Raw genomic sequence first — 25083 nt, forward strand, 5'->3', positions numbered from 1 at the left:
GTGATGATGGCTATTTTTCAGGCCATTCGCTTACAGCTATTTTTTGAAAGACCATATCGGCTTGACTACTTTCATATAAAATACCAATATGTTGTTCATCCACAGCGGCAATACACGAATATCCTCTGCCTTTCCATTCATCCAAAAGCACCCAGTATTTTTGTGGCCATGTTTGGCCGTCATTAGTGCTAACTTTAATCGTTAAGTGATCTCTATCCGTTTTTGAGTTTGGATTGGAAAACAGTAAAAGATGCCGTTGTTTTCCTGGATCCATAAACGAATGTTTATACAAGCTCGCCATACAAACCGGTTCGGGCAGTGCATGAAAAGCGCTTGGGTGTTGAGTCCATGTCTTGCCCATATCACGGGTTACACAAACGGCCCGGCCGTTGTTGGAGCCTATCTCGCCTTTGTTTTTATTAGCCCGCATATTGAGCATAAGCGATCGGTCTGCAAGTTGTACAACGGCGCATTCAGTCGTCGCTACCTCATTTAAGGCTCTTTTGGCGGTTTGCCATGTTTTTCCGCTATCCTTACTATATGTGATGGTTGAAAATGGCGTGCCTAAAGAATCACGACCCTGAGTGGGAAAAACCAGTGTACCATCGTTCAATACAATGCCATTACCAGGTGCCGGAGCAAAGAGCCACCAATCTTTCTTTTTACACATTTTTGTAATGTTCAGCGGTTTGCTCCAAGTTTTACCGTCATCGGTACTTTTAACCAGCATAAATTGTGATGTTTGCTTTATCCCGAATCCAGGTTGAGAGCCCTTGTTTTTCCATTGATGGTTCCAATGGTCGCTGTTTTCCTTTAAACCTTTTACCCACTGTCCATCTTTGTCGATAATACCGTGCATCCACAATGCTGCAATGTAAATGGTATTTGAGTTTTTGTCAACAAGTATGCATGCATCTGATACACCATTAAATTTTTCCGGTAAGCCTCCCCATTTGCCCATATCCATTGCAATTGTTAGAGGCTCCCAGGTTTGTCCACCATTGGTACTTCGACGGAGACCGATATCTATATCTCCTTGTAAGTCGCGAGAGCTTTCTCTGCGGGCATCAAAAATGGCAAGCAAAGTCCCTTTGGGAGTGACGGCCAAACCAGGAATGCGTGCGGTATGTATGCCATTTTCCATGCGCTGATGTATGGCAATGCCGATGCGTTGTTCCATTATTGGACGGTCGGTTATTCTCACATCGGTGGATTCATTAAAGTGTACATCTTCTAATTGGAAAGCTATTTTATGTAGCAAATTGGCTTGATCAGTAAGACGACAGGTGACCCAAAGATAATGTATTCCCGGATTTAGTTCCGTATCACCCTCTAGGGTTATATTGGCTTTAGGATTGGCTTTTTTACCGAAGAGCTTCAGTGCTGTCGACATTTTGTTCAACAGCGTGTCTTTGCCTGTATAGTATACCTCTACAGTATTTAAATCTTGAATAGCTGTTGTGCCTTGTGTTTGCAAGGAGAGAGCTTTAAGCTGATGCGGTTTTGTGCCCTCTATGGTAATTTTGATCCGAAGTACCGGGTTTACCGGTTTTCCAATTAAAATTGGAACTTGAAATTGTGTCTGTTCAATTTGGATAACCGGTTTAGCTATAGACAGATGGAAAAAAATGCCAAACACATAAATTAGTAATGATATTTTGTAAATACTCATGGTTCTTAATCTATCGATTTTTAACCGGAAGTGCTTTCTGCCATCCGTCATCTAACAACTGTTTCAGTGTAATCTTTATGTTATCGTATTGCTTCATTGCCGCTAAGTTTTTTTCTTCTAATCGGCCATTTGCTTGATAACGATAAAGTTCTGTGAATTCAATCGTGCCATTTTTAAAATTACGCCATTCGGTATAACGAAAATCTTTTGTACGTACCGAATAACCCATCACCCTAGGTAGGTTTTTATACATCCAGGGGCGTGGAAATTGGCTAAAGGCCGCCTTTTTCCAAGGTCTTTCCGGAGCTTCCATTAATGGAACCATGCTGAGCCCGTCTAATTCGTCGGGAATGGACAAACCTGCCAGTTGAGCTAAGGTGGGGTACAGGTCGACCGACTCCACAATGCCATCGGTATATACACCTTTATTTTTGATATTAGGTGCGGAAATGATCAATGGGATGCGGGTATCCGACTCAAAATTTGTGCTTTTGCACCAAAGACCGAGTTCACCCAAGTGATAACCGTGGTCGCTCCAAAGCACAATGATCGTGTTATCCATTAAACCTTGCTTGTTCAGTTCATCTAACAGTCTACCGATTTGCATATCGGTATACGTGACGCTGGCATAATAGCCATGGCGTAATTGACGAATTTTATCCGGAGGTATTGGTCCTTCGTCCGGAACGTCTGTATAACCTCTCAGTTCTGTGGAATTATGTAAGGCAATTTCAGGTACATTTTGAGGAGGTGCAGGCTGTTTTGGCATAGGGATTTCATCTCGTTTATAATAATCCCAATATTTTTTTGGAGCCGTGAAAGGTAAATGCGGCCTGCGAAATCCTACCGCTAGAAAAAAGGGTTTATCTTTAATCTCTCTAAGAACTTTTATGGCAGCATTACATACCATACCATCAACGTATGCACTATCAGGTACATTTACACATTCGACAGCTGCCGCTTTCCCCTTGGCTTTGCTGTTTTTTTTAAGCACATATTTATGTCCAACAGTACCCGTTACTGCCATGATCTCAGGAGCCGACCATGAAATCGAATCTTGCGAAGCTGCAGGATCATGATAAATTTTACCAACACACAGCGATTGATAGCCGTTTTCTTTAAAATATTGCGGTAGTGTAACTGCATTTGGAAGGGCCTTGCGGAAGTGGGTCTCTAAGTCCCAAACTTTCGTTACATCAGGCCGTCGTCCAGTTAATAAAGAGGCACGCGAAGGCCCGCAAACAGCTTGTTGGCAATAGGCATTGTTAAAAACAATGCCATTTTTTGCTAAACGGTCAATGTTAGGCGTTATGATCACTGAATCACCATAACATCCCAACTGATTTCTTAGATCATCAACGGCTATAAATAAAACATTGACTTTTTTAGCAGTTGTCGACCGCGGTAATATTTGTGCATAAAGATTTGGAACTACCATCAATACCAGCATAGTAATGATAACTGTAGTCATTTTCTTGATCTCGGACATCATACCCTCTAATTTAGCGATTAACTCAAAAGTAGATTATTTTTATACTTGTATTAATAGCCAGGTGTTTGGATAATGTTGGGATTCGTGTTAATCGAGTTGTTGTGAACCGGCCAAAGGAGAATATTCTGTTCGTTTTCGCGACCTACTAAACTAGGAACATCGCTGAACACAACACCAAATCGAATCAGATCCCACCAGATTTTCCCTTCAGCTACGAACTCTTTCTTCCGTTCGTCCAGAATCGCCCAATCTACTTGCTGTTTTGATAATATAGTAGGATAAAAATTAGTTATACCATAAGCTCGTAGGCTAACGGCGTTAAGCCGTTCAATCGCCAGGGCCGAATTACCCAAAGCGTTTTCAATTTCGGCACTCATCAGTAAGGCATCCGCGTATCGGTAAACGATAATGTCCGAATCAAAAACGCGAGTTTGATTCTGCCAGCTACCCGCATACTTATTGATCCATTGAAAAGTTGCATTCTTCGGTTCATCAAAAAAAGTTTCAAAACTTACGTTTGTCCGTTGATCATCTGCATTTTCCGACAGGAAGTCCTTATATTCATCCGTTAAGAAAATCCATTGTTGATGACTACCTACCTTAATCGGATTTTCTATGTATTGTGCCGATATGTATTGTAAAGGTACTAGGTGATCCGCAGGATAGCCGCCTGTATACTCATCCATTACAAAGCTCCATGCAAATATGATTTCTTGGTTAAGTTTGTTTTTGAACACACTTGAAAAATCATTCATTAATGTATAATTGGAGTTGTTCAAAACGACATCAATGGCTTGCTTTGCTGAATTTAAGGCTGCATCACCTCCGTTCCTCACCTTAGCAATCCACAAATAGTAATCTGCTTGCAATAGATTGATCGCTCCCTTTGATGCTAAATTGCGGTCGGTCACGTTTTCAGGCATGAGCGAATTAGCTGCTTCCAGGTCGACTTTCACCGGCTCGAACACACGGTCGGCGGGCTCTCGGGAAGGATAGAGGCCTTCTTGTTCACCGGACTCGAATCCATCGATTAATACAGGCGCATCTCCCCAAACGCGGCCAATCCAGTAATAACAAAACGCGCGAACAAATAGCGCGTTGGCTAGCACCTTGTTCTTGTCTGCTTCGTCAGCAAAGGAAATGGTAGGCGTATATTTCAGGATAAGATTGCAATCGTTGATTGTCGTATACAGGTTTTGCCAGTTAGCATACGTGTGTGAACTGTTCAATTGGTTGGTAAACGGGTCACTATAAGTTGCATTGGTGGCCAAACCCTTTCCCCATAGGCCAGATCGGTACTCTCCCCAGAAAATATAAGCATCCGCAAAAGAGGAACGCATTTTATTGTACACGCCATACATTGCCGCAGTGGCATCCCCTTCATCCGCCCACATGGCGGGCGCTGTAATAGCGCTTTTTTGATCAACATCCAATTTGTCATGGCATGCTTGCATTACGAGCGAGCTGACCATTATAGAGATTAGATAATATCGTTTGATTTTCATAATGTTTAGATTTACAGGGTGATTTTAGCGCCAATCGAAAATCTTCTGATTGGAGGATAGTTGTAATATGCACTGCCACTGGCATTACTATACGTAGTAGAAGCGCCTACTTCCGGTGAAATGCCCGTGCCCCGCACGGCGGAGAAATAATGCAGATTATTGCCGGAAAGGGTAAGAACCATGCTTTTTACCCCCAATTTGCTGAAAACGCTCTCGGGTAGACGATATTGTAGGGTTACTTCCCGGATACAGAGGTAGTCTCCTTTGTAATTGAAGACGTTAGACGTTCTCGAAAAGTTCGAATTACCGGCATCCGGATCGTTCGCCGTAAACCGGGCATATTTCGTGTCATCACCTTCTTGCTTCCATGTCTCCTTCACTCTGTCCACAAGTGTATAATTGTTGGCGAAGGTATTCATGAAATAGCGCATATACGCATTATGGTTGATGGAATGACCCAATGCCCAATCCACAAAGATATTTAGACTAAAGTTTTTGTAAGAAAAGGAGTTGTTCAATCCACCGGTAGTGTGTGGCACCGTTACGCCTAGCTCAAATTGGTCCATATTATTGATTCGTCCATCACCGTTACGATCCACCCATTCATAGTCGCCGGGCAGCTTGCGTCCGCGAACGCTCTTTCCGTCTGCAGGATCCCAGCCTCGAGCGCTCTCATCATATCGTGCATTTGCCGCTTGTTCGGCGTTTTGAAGGATATGATCTACCATATAACCGTAATATCTATACAAAGGTTCCCCTTCAGCCGTACCACCATAAGCTGTTCCATCCGATAAAGTGATTCCACCGATACGATTCCGATCACGGCCATTGTCGGGCAATTCAAGTACTTTATTCTTAACAAAGCTCCAGGTAAGCTTAGAATCCCAAGAAAAGGCGTCCGTCTGAATGTTTCGTGATGACAATTCAAGATCATAACCATAGAACCGTACCTTACCGACATTGGTTTGCACATTATTAAACCCGGAAGTATTGGGCAGCTCCATGCTGAAAAGAAGATCTTCCGTGATTTTGTTGAAATAATCGGCGCTGATTGAAATCCGACTGTTAACAACATTCAGATCGAAACCTGCATCGAACTGCGTAGAGGTTTCCCAAGTCAGTTTTCTGTTTTGCATAATATTCGGCAGAATACCCGCATTTCCGTTATATCGTGCATCGGTGGCGAAGCGACCCAGGGCATCGTATAATCCGATGGAGTTATTACCTGTTTGCCCGTAACTTGCCCGCAACTTTAGGTAGTTAATCAATCGGTTGTCTCTTAGGAAATTTTCATCCGACATAATCCAACCACCGGATACACCCGGAAAAAAGCCCCAGCGATTTTCTTTTGCAAATAAGGACGACCCATCCATTCGGAAGGTGGCCATCAGCAGGTATTTTTGTTTAAAATTGTAAGACAACCGCCCAAAATAACCGATAAGGACCTGTTTGTCAAAATTACTGTCCGCACCGGTTTTGTTCGGCCCGGCAGTAAGTGTGGGTACTTTATCCGAGCTAGCGCCCGTGGCGCTGGCGGAAAATCCTTTGTTATCTGTAACCTGATAAGAGTAACCTGCCATTCCGGACACGGTATGTTTGCTGTCAAAAGTCTCGTCATAAGAAAGATAGGCATCCAGTTTTGTTCGTTCCAGCTCTCCGAATTCCGCTTTAGTGGTCCGAAGGCCACTGAATTCGTGAGCTTTCTCAAAATAGTCATATTGCGTGACATGGCTATAGTTAGAAACTTGAACATTGGCCTTTAATTGGTCTAAAATCCGGTAATTTAATCCTCCAATCAACGAAAGTCGTTTGTCTTTATTTGCTACATCCCGTGTGTAGTCCCACCAAACCGGGTTTGGCGAGCTGGCATTATAGCCAGGTGTTGGCCGTCCATCAGCATAGTATACTTTCTGGGTAGGGGGAGTGGCTAGGCCTCTGGCAATCACGTTCATCTGGTTCTCGAACTGACTTGAGTGTGTTGATGAGAAGTCAAAAACGGTGTTCAGCGTAAGTCGATCGGATATTTTTACATCAGTCTTTGCGCGCGCACTATAACGTTTATAACCGGTCCCTAAGGCTACGCCCGCGTCATCCGTATAACCTCCGCTCGCTGCATAGCGAAGAAATTCGTTACCGCCATCTACACCCAGGTAGTAATTTTGCCAAAGCGCTTCGCGGAACATCAGCGATTGGTAATCGTTATCCTGATAGATTAAAGTTTTACTTGGATCCAATGGATCCGGCATCGAATGATACCCTGCAGGCACAGCTTCACCCTCCCTTAGGTATCGAGTGGAATAAAGCGAATTTTCATCATTGCCCGAACTGGCCGAATATCCCGAAGCGTTGTTGTACTCAGGGGTCGGACTCAAGGCCACGGCGGGCCTTACCGTATTGATATAGTCGCGCGCGTTCATGAAGTCAATTAGCGTTTCCGGCTCCTGATATGCAAGGCTTGCGTCAAAAGTGATCAGTGGCGTTTGTGAAGCTGAACCTTTTTTCGTAGTAATCAGCACGACCCCATTGGATGCGCGTGATCCATAGATGGCAGTCGAAGCAGCATCTTTCAGTACTTCAATTGATTCAACATCATTGGGATTGATCCCCGAAAAAGCTCGTTCTACTCCATCCACCAAGACTAACGGATCGTTTGATTTATTAATGGACGAGCCCCCACGTATCCGAAAAACGGCATCTGCTCCCGGTGTATTGTTAGATTGATACACCCGTGCGCCGGCAACTTTTCCTCTCAATCCTTCTCCCACTGTGCTGATGGGAATGTCTCGCAAAACTTCTCCTTCAATTTTTGTAATCGCCGAAGTAATTGTTCTGCGGGATTGTGTACCATAACCAACCACTACTACTTCATCTAAATTTTCATGTGTCTCGGTCAGCGTGATGATAACTTCATTGGAAGCCGGGATTGCAGTTTCTTTTGTTTCAAAACCAATGGTTGAAAAAACAAGTGTTCCACCTGAAGAGGGAACGTCGATACGAAATGCACCGCCTTCATTCGTGGTGGCTTTTACAGCCGAACCCTTAAGTGAGACGGTCACCCCTTCTAACGGCTTTCCGTCAGCCCCACTGACAGTGCCGGTAACCTTTCTGTCTTGTGCGACTGCAAGTTGCGTTGCAAAAGCAGTGCAATACAAAAAAATAATGAATAACAAACGAACCTTCATAACATCGTGTTAAGTTTACTAATTGGAATTGGTTATTATGTAGAACATATAAACAAATATAATAGACTTAATTCCGTATTTCAAAACTTTTGTTAAAAAATCGAAAGTGGATTTTTTGTAGTGAAGGAATGTCTATTAAAAATTGCTTATAACTGGTTTTTTAGTTCTTATGTAGAACATATTTCAAATATACGATATATCCGATCAAAACAAAAAAATGTGTAGATCTTATTTTTTGAGAAAGAAGTGAAAGAGTTAACAATTACGCCATTTACCAAGCATATGACGAATTTCCTAGACTCAAGCAATTACAGTTGTACATTCAGGCCCATATAATAATTGCGTGGCATCGCTGCGTTGTAATAGCGCCCACCAAAGGCATTAATGTCATTTCCCAAGCTGTAATTTTCGTTCAATAAATTATCAATTCCAGCAAATAGTTGGAGTCTGGTTGTTCCGAAGATTGATTTTTCCCAGCTAAGTTTGCTTTGTACTAAGTGATATCTTTTTGCATAAGCTGTATTGGCATCGTTCAAAGGGATGGAAGAGGTATAATTATGTTGAAGATAAAAACTGAATTTTTTTGGGAAAAGTATGTGCATTCCGCTCACTACAGTCTCTCCGGGTACTCCTGTTAGTTTATTCCCGGAATAGTTATTTCCATTATCGCGGTAATCATCAAACCTAAAGTGACTCCATGTAAAGTTGCTTGAAAGACGCAATCCATTAATAAACCGATGCGTATCGGGTTGTAAGATCCACGCACTTACAGCGGCCTCCACACCCCGTTGTTTAACGCCTCCTGCATTGGTAAAAAACTCTTCTCCATTTTCATTGCTTAAACGTACGATCGCATCCTGCATTCGATAGCTGAACACTGAAATATCCAATTGGAATCTATTGCTGCTGCTCTGCCATCTGACGCCGGTTTCTTTGTTCCAACCTGTCTCCGGCTGTAATGCGGTGTTAATAATTTTATCCGAGGATCTTACTTCCGCAGCAGTAGGTGGAGAAAAGCCTCTTCCAACAGAAGCTCTCCAGCTGATAGCTGGCGTAATTAAATAAGAGGCTGCCACCCTCGGCATCCACGTTGGTTTAAAATCCACTATTTGATACTGATCATTGGTCTCTGGGAAAAGACCTTTGTAAGCATATTTATAATAGTTAAGACTTAAGGCGGCTTCTATATTCAGCCGCTTTGCTAAGTCGCCTGAAAAACGGACAAAGTAAAAGTGTTGATAATTTTTAAGCGCGTCTCCGGCTTGTTCCTTTCCCTGCACACCTCCATTATTGTCGAAATTAAGTATATCGGCTTTACTTTGCTGCCATTCTATGCCTGCATCTGCTTGCCAAGTGAAATTTGAGTGAAATTGGCCGGTATAAGAGAAATAGGAACGCACTCCATAATTATGTTCATATCTTTTTTCAAAGTTCGTTATAAAAGGATTTTTAAAATCGGTATACGATCCGAATACAGAAAATACGTGCTTAAGATGACTTGTTAAGAAGGCATCGTGAATAAGACCTCCCAAAAGGGTGTTGTTGTAAATCGCTGCTTGCTGTTGTGTAGCTCCGGGATTAGGGCCTGCGGCTGGTCTTGCCTGCTTGGGATTTTCTGCATATTGTGCTTCAGTAAGTCCTCCCGGTGTTCTGTAAGCCATACTGGAGTATAGACCGATAAAACGTAATTCGTTCTTTTCGGTATATTTGAAACGTTGGGCAGTTTGTATAAAGTGTCGATGACTGGCGGTATTTTCGCGATATCCGTCTGATCGTTGATAAGCATAATCTAAGCCTACATTATACTTGTTGTTGACCACATAATTGCCGGTAAGGTGATGATGGAACAATCCATAAGAGCCTGCGCTTTCTCTTATACCCCATGTGGTGGAGGGGTTACTTTGCAGTCCATTCGGTGTCATAATAACTACTCCGCCTGAGTTTGCACCAAATAAGCTCCCATCTGGTCCCTTTAAAATGGTAATATTATGAAGTGTAGATGGGTCGATGGAATTCAAATAGGTGTTGCCACTGGCATCGGTTAAGGGCACTTCGTCTAAGTATATTTTAACGTTTCTTACACCAAAGGGAGACCGTAGTAAGCTCCCTCGGATCGACAGTCGGTAGCTACCGGGCGAGCGTTCCTCCATGCGCACACCGGGAATTGTGTTAAAAGCCGGTAGCAAGGTGGTCCCCTGTTGCAAATTCAATAATTCTTTATCAATGAGACCAACAGAACTTGTCAGTTGAAGATAGGGCTGTGTTCTTAAGTAAGCTCTTACGGAAGCCGTAGGTAACTGACGTAAGGTATCAGGTGTTTTTTCTTGTGCGCGGCTTTCTTCAATAGATGATAGGCAAAGGCTTAGAAAAAGTAATGCAAAAAAACTAAATTTCATTTTTTGTCTCAGGATATTAAACTAAAGTAGTAAAAGCTTGTCAAATAAGCAATCGTAGACTTACTATTAAATCGTATCTTTATGAATAGACTGTTTTCCCTTCTTGGTTTGACATTTCTGTTTTCTTCCTGTTCGACCTATTATGTGAGTAAATTAAATAGCCCTGATCTAAATAAGAACGATGAAACGGGTGTGTTCGTTTTTGAAAACGATTCTGTACAAGTTACTTATAATTTTTTCGGAGAGAACGCGCCGGTTACCATTGACGTATATAATAAACTAAAGGAACCCCTTTATATCGACTGGCAGCGATCGGCATTGATTGTTGGTGACCAAGCAACCAGTTACGTAGGAGACAACCTGGTTATTAAGGGACGCAGTTTGTCTACCGGTTCGAGTTACCGCACTTTCGATGATTGGCGTACGTCACTAAGTGAGGGTGCCTTTGCCGGTACGGCAACTGTTCCGCAAAGCTTAACATTTATACCACCTCATTCGAAGATAAAACAGACCAAATTGAAACTCACTAATTTGTTTTATGAAAATATAGCTGACTCAAGCTATAGAAGTGTCGACCTTGCAACGATTGATGGGGCGATGCGAAAAATTAAAGTAAGAAATTACACGCAAGAAAACACACCCCTTACCCTCAGAAGCTATCTAACAATGTATGTGCGTGACGATAAAACCGAAAAAACGAAACGAATGGTCTTCGAACAGAATTTTTATGTAAATCAAGTATCGAAGCTCGGGATAAGCCCTGCCAATCTTTTAAGCTTTAAAAGCAAAAGAGGAGATACTTTCTTTAACAAGAAGACAAAGGGGCGGGGCGTTGCATTAGTAACTGCTGCAGTGGCTATTGGTACGCTGGGATATGTCGCTAACGAAAGAAACCAAACAGCGCGGTCTATTGATTGAGTAAGGATTCGTTCTTTACCAATAGCACTTCATCTTGTTTGATGAATAGGTAACCAAATTCATAACAGAAAAAATACCTGCTTCCTTTGGCGGTATTGAGTATATGCGTATAATGTTTGAAATCAAAACCCATGTTTGAAAGGTCCTCTTTGAGGACCTTTTTCATTCCGTTGGGATTGAGATCCATTATTATCCGCCTATTCCTTTTGAGTATAGCGTTTATGCGACGAACATAGTTCTGATCTTGAGTTTTCAGTTTATTGTTGAAATTACTTCGGCAGGCATCGTTGCAAAACTTTTTATCTGAACGACCAATTAAAGGCTCCTGGCAATCTAAACAAAACCGATTCATAGTTAAATGCGCGATTAGTGTTGCTCAATAGGCTGAATGTTGCAATATACCAAAATAAACAACGAATGCTACGGCACGACTAGAGAATGAATAAACTGAACAATTTAAATTTTTCGATTTCATCCTGAAAATTATCCGGTGTTTGCTCACTCTACTTTCAATATAACATATCTTTTTATACCTATCGGCATTTTCCATTCTACCTGATCACCTTCTTTAAATCCGATTAGGGCAGAACCCATGGGGGTAAGAACAGATATTTTCTGTTGCTTCATATCGGCCAAGTCGGGTGTTACGATACGAAATACCATGGTGTTTTGGCTATCGAGATCTTTTACCATAACTTGCGAATTGAGTTTCACCCGTTCCTTTTCAATGGCATCTTTTGCAAGAACCTTTGCTCGCCCTAACTCATAAGCCAGCGACATGGTCTGGTCGGGATTATTGGAAGGTCTTACGTGTTTGATGAGTACATTATAGTCCTCCTCGGATAATACAACTTGATTTTTTAGATTATTCATATTCTTTATAGTTTTATAGATAGCAAAATTAAATTGAACGAAATTGCAGAAGCTCATCAATCAGGATGAGCTTAGAAAAATTATTGAATGCTAAGTGATTTTTCCCCGAGACTAAGTGGATTTCTTGAAAGGGAAGTCCGGGGTTTGCATGTGGAATTCCTTAAGACTGGAAAAACGGTAAAAACTTTCCATACAACGATGAATTGTATAGAAGGAGATCTTCCCTAAATGACCTTGTAATGTCTTTTCCACAATAGCAAAGCTATGTAAAATTTGTAGGAAAGACAATAGTTTCCTGCAACGGTTCAGTAATAACAGTAAGGGAATCATTTATCCCTGTTTCACTGAACACGTAGGGTGATGGTGTACTTTAAAATTAACTGAGTTAGCGATAAAACAAAGTTCATTTGCTTTCTTATGAAGGGCGATTGCCATTTTTATCATATCTTCTTCGGCGATAATCACACTTGGGTGAAGGTGAGCCTCGCTGAAAGCGCCTCCACCTTCATTTGTTTCAATCATGGATGCCGTCGCATCATCCGTATACGCTAGAACTGTTATCTTGGCCTCTGCGCATAGATGCAAATACCACAGCATATGACAGCTCGATAAGGATGCGAGCAAAAGCTCTTCGGGATTATATTTAGTACGATCCCCTCTAAAAGCGGGATCGGAAGAGCCTTCTATAACTACTTTTTGATTAACAGCTATTTTATAACTTCTATCATATGCACTATAGTTCGCCGTACCTTTCCCCAAATTACCCGTCCATTCCGTTTGAAGTCGGTATTGATGTGTTTTCTGCATGGTGGAAAATATAAATAAAATACAGCTCGTTTGTAAGCCGGTTTCTTTAGAACAAACAAATGATCTGTTAACTTTCGATAATACCTTTAAGGTTGGCCGGAGAATAGTTGATCGACTTCAAGGTCTTGCGGTCTTCCGTTCTATATACCAAGTATAGATCTTCCTGTTGCTCGTAAAAACAGTCGACACCTTTGTTTTTATAATGAAGTACCGTTGCCTCGGCTTCTTCTATACTTTTGCAGGCTTTGCTCATGTTTGAACGTTGGACCTCGTCAAAAAGTGTCTTGAACTTTTCTGCTAAACCAAATTCAAGAATAGCTCCTGACAGCACATATTGAATATCGCAAAGCGCATCCGCAACTTCTACAATGTCGTTGTTTTGGATAGCCTCTTCTAATTCTTTCAATTCTTCGGCAATGAGTGAAACACGTAGTTTGCAACGTTGTTCACTGGGAATTGTGGGATCTTCAAGAATAGGATGTTTAAATGTTTTATGAAATTCTGCGACCGAGGTAAGCGTTATGGGATCCTGCATGATGATAATAAAATTTTTTTCAAACATAAAAAAAATGGAGGAAATCACGGCAATCAATAAGTGATCTCACGGAAAGATTTATTGGTCGTTTTCGGTTTCTTTAACCGTTTATAAACGGATATAAACGGATATACCCGTTTATTATACGACTAGATCATGGAGCTGTGCGAAATTTGTGGGTACATACAGTTTTTCAAATTAATCAGTAATTATGAGCACTTTAAAAAACAGCGTAAGATTGACAGGCTTTTTAGGGAATAAACCTGTTATTAAAAAATTTGGCGATAACAAATGTTTAGCGCGTGTATCACTTGCAACCAACGAGCGTTACAAAAATCAAGAAGGAGAATGGTTAACGGATACTCAATGGCATCAACTGGTTTTTTGGGGGAAAGAAGCTTCCTTTGTTGAAAAAAGTTTGGATAAGGGAAGTGAAATATCCATCGAAGGAAGATTAATCAATCGAAGCTACACGGATAAAGAAGGGGTAATCAGATATGCCACGGAAATCGTTGTCAATGAGGTGCAGGCAATTCGTAAGATGGAAACGCATTCTGAATAGCTATCGGAGCATTGTCCCGCTATGGTCCTAGTGGGACAATTGCATAAAAATTAAATGTTTTTTGTATTAAAACTCTTACGAGTATACGGGCCGGGAACAGCATGATCCCCCTCTTTGAATACAAAATTTACCACTTTAATATTTGCTAAGTCAGTAAAAGCATACGTTGCTTCTGCCAGGTAAGTAAGAGCACCGGTTGTTCCCATTTGCTGCGTCAAAAAAGTAGCACTTGGAATATTGACTAATAACGTATCGTGGCTGGTTTTTCCAAGTTCTAATTTAATTTCAGGATATTTGATATTTAGTGCTTCAGCAAGTTCTTCTTTATTTAAAGGAACTTTACTCTTCTGTGGATTCGCCTGTAGCTCTATGCGTGTTGTATTTGAGTCAACAACAGCAATAAAGGGCAAGGTCAGCGTTTTGCTCGCTGAGGAAATAGTTTTCGCTGTATCAACGGTGTCTGAGCTAGTTCGATTAGCTTTATTCTCTTGTTCGTTTCGACAAGCGAAAATTAAAAAGGACATCATTGTTATAATGATAATTCTTGTGAATGACTTTTTTGCTCTCATGTGATTTTTACTAAAGTCCAAAAATTCCTTTTGATACTGACTTGCAAGCGTCTAGAACTTGCAGATCATCATTGCATTTTATGGTGTTGTAACCGCCACCGGTAATACTTTCCCATTAAAAAACTTATGTCCGGTCAATGCAAAATCCGCAATATATTTACCCATTTCAAAAGCAGCAATCGGTGATTGGTAATCAGGGAACGCTTTTTCAAGCATTTCTGTTTGTGCCGACCCCAGTGCGAGACAGTTGATGTGAATCTTTCTCTCTGCAAATTCAACGGCCAAGCACTCTGTCAGTGTATGAAGTGCCGCTTTACTCGCCGAGTAGGCTGCCAGGCCTGGAAATTTTACGCTACCCTGAAATCCGCCCATGCTGCCGATATTTAAGATATGGCTTCCAGCCGGCATGATTGGACAAAGGTGCTTAATCATTTTTACATGTCCTAAAACATTTGTTTGTAACATTTCTGCAAAATCAATCGTGCTCGTTTCTTCAAAAGATTTATTGATGAGAACCCCGGCGTTGTTAATTAATATATCAACATGACCTATTTTTTCTACAATAAACGGCAACAGACCCGACTCATAGTCATCATGGACGATGTCAAATCTTGCCGGATATATATTGCAATCGGGATTTAGACCTTTAGCTATTTCGAACAGCTTTTTTAGCTTATCATGTGATCGGGCCAAAGCCACGACATGATGTTCATTTCGTAAGATTAGCTCCAAAACGGCTTCAAATCCTACACCGCTGCTCGCACCCGTTATTACTATATTCATATTTAACACTAGTTTTCACCTACTATGCACTACATTCCAGTGCTGTAAATGTTTATATAAAGTTAATATTCTTTTCCTTAGTCGGCTAAATCTATCTCATTGGTTTCGGGAAGCTTTTCCTCTCCCAAGGCTTTCGGATGAAAGGTGAAATAGGAGCCCAGCAAGGATATAATTGCTGATATAAAGTATGATATTAAACTGATCAAGATCGCACGGTGGGAGTCTAAATGGAAAAAATCTGACCCATACATAAATACGACTTCCCTTGCTCCTAATCCGCCTATTGACAAAGGAATCACCGCAACAATTTGCGAAAGCAAAAAGAGCAATAGGTAAGGAGAGAATTTGCCTTCGAAATGTAGTCCATACAAAATGCATATCGCGCAAATTACCTGTAGCGATTGAACACCCAATGCCTTGAGGTGCTTGAAAGTAAATGAATAGGCATAGTCATTAAAAAATCGGCGCATAATTAAATAATATATAATCGTTCCGATGATGACTACGAAAATGGGGATCCAATTGGGAATGCCAAGTTTTGGAATGAAAATAACGAGTGCAGCAGTTATCAGACAGAGAGCCCATAAACCACTTAGTCTGTCAAAAAAAACGCATGACAGTAACTTTCTCCCTTTTACTTGATATTTTTTACGCAAAAAGTATATTTTGTAACCATCGCCACCTATACCACCGGGTAATGATATGTTATAGAACATACCCAACAAGTACAATTTGAAATTGTATAACTCCGGAAGATTGAGGTTAATGCCTTTGAAAAACGTATTTAGCCGCCATGCGGAGATAACAATCGAAATAAAGAAGCTCAAAAAGCCAAGGAAGAGAAACAAAGGGTCAGATTTTGTGAAAACTTCCTTCAAGTCGTTCAAACTTACTTTAGTAAATACTAAATATAAGGCCAGGGCGGTAACGGCAAATTTTAAGAGTAATTTGGAAGTAGTCCAGAGTGTCTGTTTGGTCATTGGGGCTATTTATAGATCAGAGGAGCTAAGCGGATAAAGAGCATGATTACATAAATGATCAGAAGTAAGGTGTTTAGCGAGAGCATCCAGTTGAGGTCTGTTTTTTCGTGGCGAGCCCTTCCTGTTAAGATTAATAAGGTTAAAAAGCTTAAAAATAAGATTAACGGAAATACAAAGACCCATTTGTTTTCAATATACACGTAAGTAGTTTCCATTTTTGCGCCGATCTCATCGTCTACAAAAACAGGGATAACAGCTGCTGCCAAGATAAGGATAAAAAGGCGTACCAATAATTTGGAAACAAATTTACTTATGGTATGATTTTTGGATATGGATTTCTTAGAACTAGACTTCATGTACTTATTTTGTTATTTTTTTGCAGCTGCCTATAATTAAATCGAGCGATAATAATTTTAAAAAGCTGCACAATGCTATATATTTGCGTTGCGTTTTTTATTACTGAAACCTTTACAAAGGAAACAAATGTACAACTTTATTGTATTAAGATTAAAATCTATCACTAAAGAATAAACGGCTATCGGATGCGATTCGTATCGCAATCGGAGTAATCTTTAGTGAGTACTTTACCATTAATAACTAGTAAGAATGAAAACAACTTTGAAACTTTTAATTTTAGTGCCCTTTCTGTTCTTTTTCGTTGGTTGTTCATCCTCGAAACAAGCAGTATCGTCATCCTCGCCTAGTTCCGGACAATGGAAGAGAGGTGTGAAGGGACAATGGGTACTTAATAGTGTTGAGAAAAAGAACTTTCCCTCAGGCGCTAATGTGAAGCGTATTTTTGATGAAGCACCGATTGATTGCTTTATAGGAAGTACTTGGAACTTGATCGCTAATGGAAAAGGCACCATTACGTTCTCAACTGATGGTGAACTTTGCGCACCTGGTGCAACACGAGACATTTTTTGGTCGATTTATGAACCTGAAAATGGGGGAGAGGCTCAATTTCAATTTAAAAAGCTTTATCCCGGAGAAAAAGCTAAAAATGTAACTGAAGGTTACCGGTTGGATTTGGCTTATGCAGATGAGCAAACATTTACTTTACAAATGCCCGTAAATACGGGAGGTAATAACGACTCGTTTTTGGAATTTAAATTCAGTAAACGCTAAGTTAGCTTAATAAAGATTTTACAAAGCTCTGTAAGCAATTAAGTTACAGGGCTTTTGTTCTTTTTTGGGTATCGTGAATAAGCACATTTTACCACGAACCTTCCAATATATCAACCTCTTCTTGTAGTTTGTTTCCTAAAATTCTACATTTACGGCCCTAAACATATTTCACACATGCTAAAATTTAATATGAAAACGCTCGTCGTTGCCGCGGCCTTCTTTATCGCAGGCAGTGGGCAGAGCTTTGCACAAGACAATCTGGTGAGGGCGCTTCAGAACAACCGAAGCGACAGCAGTAAATTCGGATTTAAGTTTACAGAAGTAATCAACCTGCAAAATACATCTGTAAAGAATCAAGGGTCATCGGGTACATGTTGGAGTTATTCAGGAAATTCCTTCCTTGAGTCTGAAATGATCAGAAATGGGCGAGAGCCGGTAGAAATATCTCAATTATTTACCGCAAGAAATGTATATATTGAGAAAGGCAAAAATTATGTTCGTTTACATGGTGGTTTGAGTTTGGGCGAAGGCGGGCAACTGCACGATGTGATCAATATGTATCGTAAATATGGTGCGGTGCCTCGTGACGTATATACCGGATTAAATTATGGAACGGAGGGGAACAAGTTGGCAGAAATGAGCGCGATGACAGATGCCATATTAGCTGCGGTTGTGAAAAATCCGAATGGTAAGTTAACGCCCAATTGGATCAGTGCCTATACCAATACAATTGATACTTATTTAGGGAAAGTTCCTGAAACGTTCAATTACAAAGGGAAAAGTTATACACCAAAATCCTTTGCTAAAGAAGTGATCGGCTTAAATGCGGATGACTATATAGAGCTTTCTTCTTTTAAAGACCATCCTTATTATAGTAAATTTACGCTTCTGATTCCAGACAATTGGTCTTTTGATCAAGTTTATAATGTTTCAATGACCGATATCACTGCTATTATCGATCATGCATTAAAAAATGGGTATACGGTAGGTTGGGCTACAGATGTAAGTGAGAAAGGGTTCAGTTGGAAAAACGGCGTGGCTTATGTGCCCGAGAAAGCTTATGAAAAAATGACGGAGGAAGAGAAGGCGACTATGTTCAATGGTCCGAAGCCTGAACTGGCCATAACGGAAGATTTGAGGCAACAAGCTTTTGACGATTATTCTACCACGGATGATCATGGAATGCATATCGTGGGTTTAGCCAAAGATCAAAATGGTAAGGAGTATTATATAGTGAAAAATTCGTGGGGTGTATCAAACGATTATAACGGTTATCTTTACGTGACCAAAGCCTTTGTCCAATTTAAAACCACTGCGTTTATGTTGCACAAAGGGGGCTTGCCTAAAGATATAGCTAAAAAATTAGGATTGTAGCTTGTTCAATTATGCTGCTTAGAAAAAAAAGCGCCTATCGACAAATGCGATAGGCGCTTTTTTCTTAGCCTTGGGGAGTTCCCGAAAATAGCTTTTCGATATTGTTTAAGGCGTCTTCCAAAGACTTTGCTTGTTTGCTTTGTTTATACTCTTTAGCAAGTTCCGCTGAACTGTAGATAATCTGTGTGCCGATTTGAATATTTTGCATTTCTAAATTGGGCTTTGTGTTTGCAATTGCGATGTAATACCGCAGAAGCTCATCTACATATTTGCCATTTTGTTCCAAGAGTGCATTTGCTTTATCAGTCATACCAACCTGATACAATTGTCGAGACAAGAAATATAGCACCCTTGATTGGCCAAGTGAGTAAATACGTTTCGGAACCACAGCTAAGCATCTTTCCAATACCTTTTTAGCTTCCTCCTTGCGCCCATCTTCATATAAAGTCTGGCTAAGTGTACTGAAGTTGTTGATAATCAAAGAAAGCATTCCATAAGACTCATGATCAAGATAACGTGCCTTGGCCATATTGCCCCATACAAATTTATTCATCGTATTATCATAGAGGGCATCGACATTTACAGTTTCTCCCATCCGCATCTGCTCTTCCGTCTTATTAAATTTAACCGGCATGAGTCGTAATGCGAAACCTTCATTAATCAGGTAGTTGTCAAGACCCAAATAGTTACTGTTAGGTACGGTTGTAGCAAAATAGATCGGCCGTTTCCAGTTGTTATGTACCAAAATATCAAACATGGCCAATTCTGCTTTAGATACAAAATCCTTATTATAGGTCCAAACCATTGTATCCACAATATTATTATCCCATTTTGTAGGAACTACCTTGTTTTTCAAAACGTCAGCCTTATTTACCGTCAGTTTAAAGTTTTTGGTAAACAGATAGTTTGACCGACTACCATCTTGGTATTCAACTTGATCATTTGGATTGTCGGACAACAAAACGTCCAGAACGGAGCTTAATTCAATCGGTTGCTTGAATCCGGCATCCATAAAAGATAAACCATCACGTGTTCCTTGTTTAAACTGACTATCCTTCATAGTGATAGGCAGGGCATCCGCTTCGTTCACTTTTTCTTTCATTTGGCGTACATACCAATCTGCGCTCAATAAACTAAGATTAACAATGCGGACGTCGGGTCTGAAATTTTCAACTTCCTGCACATACCAAAGCGGGTAGGTGTCATTGTCTCCATATGTAAACAAAATAGCGTTAGGCGCACAGGATTGCAAATAATCTTTTGCGAGATCCCTTGCTACATATTTAGTAGAGCGATCGTGATCATCCCAACCTTCTTTCGCCATTAAAACAGGAGCTGCGAGTAAGCCAATGAGCGTAGCCGCGATGCCTGCTGTTTTGGCATTGGTTCTCTTCTGTAGCATATCAGCCAGGCCAATGACGCCTAATCCGATCCAAATAGCAAAAGCGTAAAAAGATCCTGCATACGCATAATCGCGTTCGCGTGGTTGGAGTGGCGTTTGGTTAAGATAAAGTACAATAGCCAAACCGGTAAAGAAAAAGAGCAGACCAACAATACCGGCATCTTTTTGATGACGCTTAAAGTGCCATAATGCGCCAATTATACCTAGAATTAGAGGCAATCCATAAAATTTGTTATTCGAGGGATCTGTTTTTAATGATTCAGGTAGTGCGTCCTGGCCACCTAGGCGGGCTTGGTCAATTGGTTTGATACCCGTAATCCAATTCCCTTCGGTGAAGCTGCCGTCACCTTTTTGATCATTTTGTCTTCCAACAAAATTCCAGAAAAAATAGCGGGCATACATATGTCCGACTTGGTAAGTGAAAAAGAAACTGAGGTTGTTCCCGAAAGTCGGTTGGTCGTTCTCTCCCAAGTTTAACCAGCTTCTGTAAAATTGCGGATGCCCTCTTCCCGGATCATTACTATAAATACGCGGGAATATGGTTTCGCGATCATAAACATAACTGTATTTTTTTCCTATATTCTCATACTTTTCTTCGCCTTTGATATAACTGTTGCCCCCTTCCTTCCGATCAATAATTTTTGAGGTAAAGTAGGGTCCTTTCAATAGTGGTTCTTCACCATATTGTTCGCGATTAAGATAACCCAAAAATGAAAATGCATTATCGGGATCACTATTGTTTAAGCTTGGATCAGCTTTTGCACGTACTAAAATCATAGCAAAAGAACCATATCCAAAAATAATAAAGCATATGCCCAGCAAAATAAGATTGAGCCGGGGTTTTGCTTTTTTAATTGAGTGGAATATGCCAAATGTCAAGCCTCCTATTACCAATAAAGCAAAGAATACAACACCGGTACCAAAGCCCAGGCCCAATGTGTTGACAAAGAAAAGGTCAAAATAGGCGGCAAACTTGATTAAGTACTGAATGATTCCCCATAGTACAAATGCCACAATAACACAGCCGATAAGAAGGGTTTTAAAAACACCGCTATTAGTCGGACTTTTAACCCGTTTAAAATAAACGACCAGTGCCAATGCCGGAATGGTTAACAAATTGAGCAAGTGAACACCAATAGAAAGCCCCATTACATAAGCTATTAATAATAGCCATTTATCGGCACGGGGTTCCTCTGCATGAGCTTCCCATTTCAAGATTGCCCAGAACACGATAGCAGTACACAGTGAGGACATAGCGTACACTTCGGACTCCACAGCAGAAAACCAAAAAGTGTCTGAAAAGGAATAAGCCAGAGCGCCCACAAGGCCTGCACCCATAATTTGAATGAGATTCCCCTGTGTAAGTTCTGTACCGCTTCTCCATAGTACTTTACGCGCTAACGCGGTGATGGTCCAAAACAAGAACAGAATGGTTAAGCCACTGGAAACAGCAGACCCAAAGTTCATCCAATAGGCAATGGACTCTTTATTGCCGAAAGCCAAATTGCTAAAGATATTTTGCAACATCAAAAAAAGTGGGGCGCCGGGCTGATGCACAATCTGCATCTTATAGGCCGCTGCGATAAATTCACCACAGTCCCAATAACTGGCTGTAGGTTCTAGGGTTAACACATAAACTAAGGTGGACACCATAAATGTTATCCATCCAAGTAAATTGTTTGTTTTGTTATAATCCATCAGTTACTATTGTTTATTTCATTCTTTTATGCCCATACCTTGTTAGGATAAACGCATAATATATCATTATAATACAATTAAGTGCCGAAAATAAGTATTAGTATTGATATAAAGGAAAAATTAAAAAGTAAAAAGTAAAAAAAGGGGTAGTGAAAAAAATCCGCTTGATATTCAAGTAGGTGCTAAAAAAGCGAAAAAAAATGAATAAAATATTTTGAGTATTTAGAATATCGCTTTATATTTGCACTCCGTTTACGGCAGAAGGCTGATAAACACAAAGGATTGCCCGATAGTATAAAGGTAGTACAACTGATTTTGGTTCAGTTTGTCTAGGTTCGAATCCTGGTCGGGCAACATAACAAAAGAGAACTCGGGTCGTTTTAAAACGGCCCGAATTTTTTTAAACACCAAACCCGCACTCATGCCTCTTCAATTTAACACGGTTAAATTATTTGCCGGATCTGGTAGCAAAGAACTGGCTCAAAAAATCTCTCAAGCTTATGGAAAGGAATTAGGTGAGATGACTTTGTCTCGCTTTAGTGATGGTGAATTCCAGCCTTTTTATAACGAATCGGTTCGTGGTAGCGACGTATTTTTGATTCAGTCTACCTATCAGCCCACTGATAACTTATTTGAATTGCTTTTAATGATTGATGCTGCAAAAAGAGCATCTGCCCACTATATAACGGCAGTGGTGCCCTATTTTGGGTTTGCCCGTCAGGATCGCAAAGATAAACCTCGGGTGGCTATAGGAGCGAAGATGATCGCAAATTTGTTGACAGCTGCGGGGGCTCATCGGATTATGACAATGGATCTGCATGCCGCTCAAATTCAAGGTTTCTTCGATATACCTGTTGACCACTTAGATGCGGCGAGTATTTTTGTGCCTTATATAAAATCGCTGAATCTTCCCAATCTTACAATAGCTTCGCCTGACATGGGCGGTTCTTACCGAGCGCGAACCTTCGCCAAATACTTTAATGCCGAAGTGGTTATTTGCGATAAACAGCGCAAGCGGGCGAATGAGATTGAATCAATGTCTATTATCGGCGATGTAACGGGGCAAGATATTGTGTTAATAGATGATATTTGCGATACCGCCGGTACTTTGTCAAAAGCAGCTTCCCTCATCATGGAAAATGGTGCCAGCAGCGTACGGGCTGTATGTACGCATCCCGTCCTTTCCGGCAAGGCTTACGAGACGGTAGAGAACTCGGTATTAAGCGAATTGATCGTTACCGATACAATTCCTTTAAAGGGAGAGAGCAGCAAAATCAAGGTGTTATCGACGGCTGACTTATTTGCACGTGCGATAACAAACATCAATGAGCACGGATCAATAAGTGATCTGTTCAAAATTTTTGATCAAAATAGATAATCGATCAAAATTTTTTCTATCTTTGCAGCCTTGAAAAACGGAGTATATCATTATATTCTAGACGTATAAAAAATAAATAAATAGAAATAAATGAAATCAATTGCTATTAGCGGTTCTCCTAGAGAGAACGTAGGGAAAAGAGACGCAAAAGAATTACGCTACGCCGGTAAGGTGCCTGCTGTTCTTTACGGAGGTGGTGAACAATATCACTTCGCTGTGTCCGCAGCTGATTTGAAACCTTTGATTTATACACCTGAAGTTAATTTCGTAGATCTTGAAATTAGCGGAAAGAAGTATCAAGCAATCGTTCAAGAAGCACAATATCATCCGCTTACGGATCAAATTATTCACGTTGACTTTTTGGCTTTAAGTGATGATAAAGCTGTATCAATGAATATTCCTATTGCCTTGACAGGCACATCACCCGGTGTAAAAATGGGAGGTAAGTTGGTTCAGAAATTGCGTAAATTACGTGTAAAAGCCTTACCTAAAGATATGCCTCAAGTAATTGAAGTAAGCTTGGAGTCATTAGAAGTAGGTAAGTCAGTACGTGTCGGTGCGGTGGAAGTTAAGAATGCTAAAATCCTTAACAATGCTGATGATACGATCGTTTCAGTAATTATGTCGCGTGCATTAAAACAAGCTGAACAGGAAGCTGCTAAAGCCGGTAAAAAATAAAAATCTTTTTAAGAATTTACCAAAAGCATCCGGTGATCAGCATCGGATGCTTTTTTTATAGGGTAAAAATGAAATATTTAATCGTTGGTTTAGGTAATATCGGGCAGGAATACGCGGACACAAGACATAATATAGGTTTTATGGTAGCGGATGAACTCGTAAAAGAATTTGGTGCCGGGTATTCTACCTTGAAATATGCTTTTTATTCGGAATTTAAACATAAGGGTAGAACCGTTCATGTCATTAAGCCCACTACTTACATGAACTTGAGTGGAAAGGCCGTTAACTATTGGATGCATGAGCTTAAAATACCTATTTCCAATGTTTTGGTTATTGTGGATGACTTAGCTATACCTTTTGGAAGCGTTCGTATCAAACCGAAAGGGAGTGCTGCCGGACATAACGGACTCAAAAATATCGAAGCTCTTTGTGGAGGACAGCAATACCCACGTTTGCGCTTTGGTATTGGTGATAACTACCCAAAGGGGCGGCAAATAGATTATGTTTTAGGACCATTCGATCAAGAAGAAAAAGCCGACTTACCGGCACTTATTGCACATTCCGTGGAAGCAATTAAGAGTTTCGTAACGGTAGGCTTGGAATTGACAATGACAAATTTTAATAAATAACTGTAGTTAAAGCTGTAGGGCTTAGCCATTAGCTAATACCTAAGTGTTAAATATTAAAAATATGAAAGTTTACGGAATCAAAAACTGCAACACGGTAAAGAAAGCATTGGATTGGTTAAATAAGAACCACGTTTCTTACGAATTTCAGGATTTCAAGAAGTTAGGTGTCAGTGAAGATACTTTAGCACGTTGGGAAAAGGAAGTGAGCTGGGAATCCTTAGTAAATAAAAAAGGTACAACTTGGCGAAGTTTAAGCGATGCGGAAAAAACGGCAGTCATAGATCAGCAAACGGCCAATAAATTGATGCAAGCAAAAACCAGCGTTATTAAGAGACCGGTTATTGAATCGCCGAAAGGCCTGATTCTTGGGTTTGACGAAAAGGAATACCAAGATAAACTAAAATAATTGTTACAAAGGCTTAAAATAGATATTTTAAGCCTTTATTTTTATAGGCAGCCTTAAAAATAAAGTTATATTAGCGGCTTATAGTCAAAGCCAAGGCAAATTTTTGCCTTACAAAT

General features: G+C 40.5%; 22 protein-coding genes and 1 tRNA gene. 9 read left to right on the forward strand and 14 right to left on the reverse strand.

Annotated features, from left to right (window positions below; translation table 11 throughout):
- Positions 1-10: 10 nt before the first annotated feature.
- The 5 genes from E0E36_RS14070 to E0E36_RS14090 form a co-directional block, all read right to left on the reverse strand.
- A complete protein-coding gene (locus E0E36_RS14070) occupies positions 11-1672 on the reverse strand; it encodes a sialidase family protein (protein ID WP_130856480.1) in 1662 nt (553 codons plus the stop codon).
- A 10-nt stretch (positions 1673-1682) separates the two neighbouring features.
- Positions 1683-3164 carry a sulfatase gene (locus tag E0E36_RS14075; RefSeq protein ID WP_242627216.1) on the reverse strand — a complete coding sequence of 494 codons (1482 nt, stop codon included), beginning with the start codon at positions 3162-3164 and terminating at the stop codon, positions 1683-1685.
- 50 nt (positions 3165-3214) lie between these two features.
- Positions 3215-4669 (reverse strand): RagB/SusD family nutrient uptake outer membrane protein, encoded by a 1455-nt coding sequence (locus tag E0E36_RS14080; RefSeq protein ID WP_130856481.1) that lies wholly within the window; start codon positions 4667-4669, stop codon positions 3215-3217.
- Positions 4670-4680: 11 nt separating this feature from the next.
- Positions 4681-7851 carry a SusC/RagA family TonB-linked outer membrane protein gene (locus E0E36_RS14085; RefSeq protein ID WP_130856482.1) on the reverse strand — a complete coding sequence of 1057 codons (3171 nt, stop codon included), beginning with the start codon at positions 7849-7851 and terminating at the stop codon, positions 4681-4683.
- Positions 7852-8159: 308 nt separating this feature from the next.
- Positions 8160-10247, reverse strand: a complete 2088-nt coding sequence (locus E0E36_RS14090; protein WP_130856483.1) for a TonB-dependent receptor — start codon at positions 10245-10247, stop codon at positions 8160-8162.
- An 81-nt stretch (positions 10248-10328) separates the two neighbouring features.
- Here E0E36_RS14090 and E0E36_RS14095 point away from each other — a divergent pair, with 81 nt between their 5' ends.
- Positions 10329-11165, forward strand: a complete 837-nt coding sequence (locus tag E0E36_RS14095; RefSeq protein WP_130856484.1) for a hypothetical protein — start codon at positions 10329-10331, stop codon at positions 11163-11165.
- On the opposite strand, the gene E0E36_RS28030 is transcribed toward E0E36_RS14095, so the two are convergent.
- From E0E36_RS28030 to E0E36_RS14115, 4 genes are all read right to left on the reverse strand, one after another.
- Complete coding sequence (locus E0E36_RS28030) at positions 11155-11331, reverse strand: hypothetical protein (RefSeq protein ID WP_242627217.1); 177 nt, start codon at positions 11329-11331, stop codon at positions 11155-11157. The genes E0E36_RS14095 and E0E36_RS28030 overlap by 11 nt on opposite strands.
- A 332-nt stretch (positions 11332-11663) precedes the next feature.
- A complete protein-coding gene (locus E0E36_RS14105) occupies positions 11664-12038 on the reverse strand; it encodes a GreA/GreB family elongation factor (protein ID WP_013668353.1) in 375 nt (124 codons plus the stop codon).
- Positions 12039-12368: 330 nt separating this feature from the next.
- Complete coding sequence (locus E0E36_RS14110; RefSeq protein WP_013668352.1) at positions 12369-12845, reverse strand: OsmC family protein; 477 nt, start codon at positions 12843-12845, stop codon at positions 12369-12371.
- A gap of 67 nt (positions 12846-12912) precedes the next feature.
- Complete coding sequence (locus E0E36_RS14115; RefSeq protein ID WP_013668351.1) at positions 12913-13380, reverse strand: pyrophosphohydrolase domain-containing protein; 468 nt, start codon at positions 13378-13380, stop codon at positions 12913-12915.
- Positions 13381-13591: 211 nt separating this feature from the next.
- Between E0E36_RS14115 and E0E36_RS14120 the strand changes: the two genes are divergently transcribed.
- Entirely contained in the window at positions 13592-13942 is a 351-nt protein-coding gene (locus E0E36_RS14120; protein WP_130856485.1) for a single-stranded DNA-binding protein, read from the forward strand.
- Between the two features lie 50 nt (positions 13943-13992).
- Here the strand turns inward: E0E36_RS14120 and E0E36_RS14125 are convergent, their stop codons facing one another.
- From E0E36_RS14125 to E0E36_RS14140, 4 genes are all read right to left on the reverse strand, one after another.
- Positions 13993-14511, reverse strand: a complete 519-nt coding sequence (locus E0E36_RS14125) for a hypothetical protein (protein ID WP_130856486.1) — start codon at positions 14509-14511, stop codon at positions 13993-13995.
- 78 nt (positions 14512-14589) lie between these two features.
- Positions 14590-15294: an SDR family NAD(P)-dependent oxidoreductase gene (locus E0E36_RS14130; protein WP_013668348.1), complete on the reverse strand. Its 705-nt coding sequence runs from the start codon at positions 15292-15294 to the stop codon at positions 14590-14592.
- Positions 15295-15371: 77 nt separating this feature from the next.
- Positions 15372-16274, reverse strand: a complete 903-nt coding sequence (locus tag E0E36_RS14135; protein ID WP_130856487.1) for a lysylphosphatidylglycerol synthase transmembrane domain-containing protein — start codon at positions 16272-16274, stop codon at positions 15372-15374.
- 5 nt (positions 16275-16279) lie between these two features.
- On the reverse strand, positions 16280-16630 hold the full coding sequence (locus E0E36_RS14140; RefSeq protein WP_013668346.1) for a hypothetical protein: 351 nt from the start codon (positions 16628-16630) through the stop codon (positions 16280-16282).
- Between the two features lie 250 nt (positions 16631-16880).
- Here E0E36_RS14140 and E0E36_RS14145 point away from each other — a divergent pair, with 250 nt between their 5' ends.
- Both E0E36_RS14145 and E0E36_RS14150 read left to right on the forward strand, forming a co-directional pair.
- A complete protein-coding gene (locus E0E36_RS14145; RefSeq protein ID WP_013668345.1) occupies positions 16881-17402 on the forward strand; it encodes a hypothetical protein in 522 nt (173 codons plus the stop codon).
- 189 nt (positions 17403-17591) lie between these two features.
- The gene (locus tag E0E36_RS14150) at positions 17592-18776 is read left to right on the forward strand and encodes a C1 family peptidase (RefSeq protein WP_207303764.1); all 1185 of its coding nucleotides are present in this window, start codon (positions 17592-17594) and stop codon (positions 18774-18776) included.
- A 64-nt stretch (positions 18777-18840) separates the two neighbouring features.
- Here E0E36_RS14150 and E0E36_RS14155 read toward each other — a convergent pair whose 3' ends face one another.
- Entirely contained in the window at positions 18841-21876 is a 3036-nt protein-coding gene (locus E0E36_RS14155) for a glycosyltransferase family 117 protein (RefSeq protein ID WP_130856489.1), read from the reverse strand.
- Between the two features lie 283 nt (positions 21877-22159).
- Between E0E36_RS14155 and E0E36_RS14160 the strand changes: the two genes are divergently transcribed.
- The 5 genes from E0E36_RS14160 to E0E36_RS14180 all read left to right on the forward strand — a co-directional run bounded on the left by E0E36_RS14160 (position 22160) and on the right by E0E36_RS14180 (position 24967).
- Positions 22160-22230: transfer RNA gene (locus E0E36_RS14160), tRNA-Gln, on the forward strand.
- Positions 22231-22297: 67 nt separating this feature from the next.
- Positions 22298-23254: a ribose-phosphate pyrophosphokinase gene (locus E0E36_RS14165; RefSeq protein WP_013668342.1), complete on the forward strand. Its 957-nt coding sequence runs from the start codon at positions 22298-22300 to the stop codon at positions 23252-23254.
- Between the two features lie 90 nt (positions 23255-23344).
- Positions 23345-23932, forward strand: a complete 588-nt coding sequence (locus E0E36_RS14170) for a 50S ribosomal protein L25/general stress protein Ctc (protein ID WP_013668341.1) — start codon at positions 23345-23347, stop codon at positions 23930-23932.
- 68 nt (positions 23933-24000) lie between these two features.
- Positions 24001-24561 (forward strand): aminoacyl-tRNA hydrolase, encoded by a 561-nt coding sequence (pth, locus tag E0E36_RS14175; protein WP_013668340.1) that lies wholly within the window; start codon positions 24001-24003, stop codon positions 24559-24561.
- A 61-nt stretch (positions 24562-24622) separates the two neighbouring features.
- The gene (locus tag E0E36_RS14180; RefSeq protein ID WP_130856490.1) at positions 24623-24967 is read left to right on the forward strand and encodes an arsenate reductase; all 345 of its coding nucleotides are present in this window, start codon (positions 24623-24625) and stop codon (positions 24965-24967) included.
- The last annotated feature ends 116 nt before the right edge of the window (positions 24968-25083 follow it).

It is taken from the genome of Olivibacter jilunii (assembly GCF_900607235.1).
Classification (GTDB): Bacteria; Bacteroidota; Bacteroidia; order Sphingobacteriales; family Sphingobacteriaceae; genus Olivibacter; species Olivibacter oleidegradans.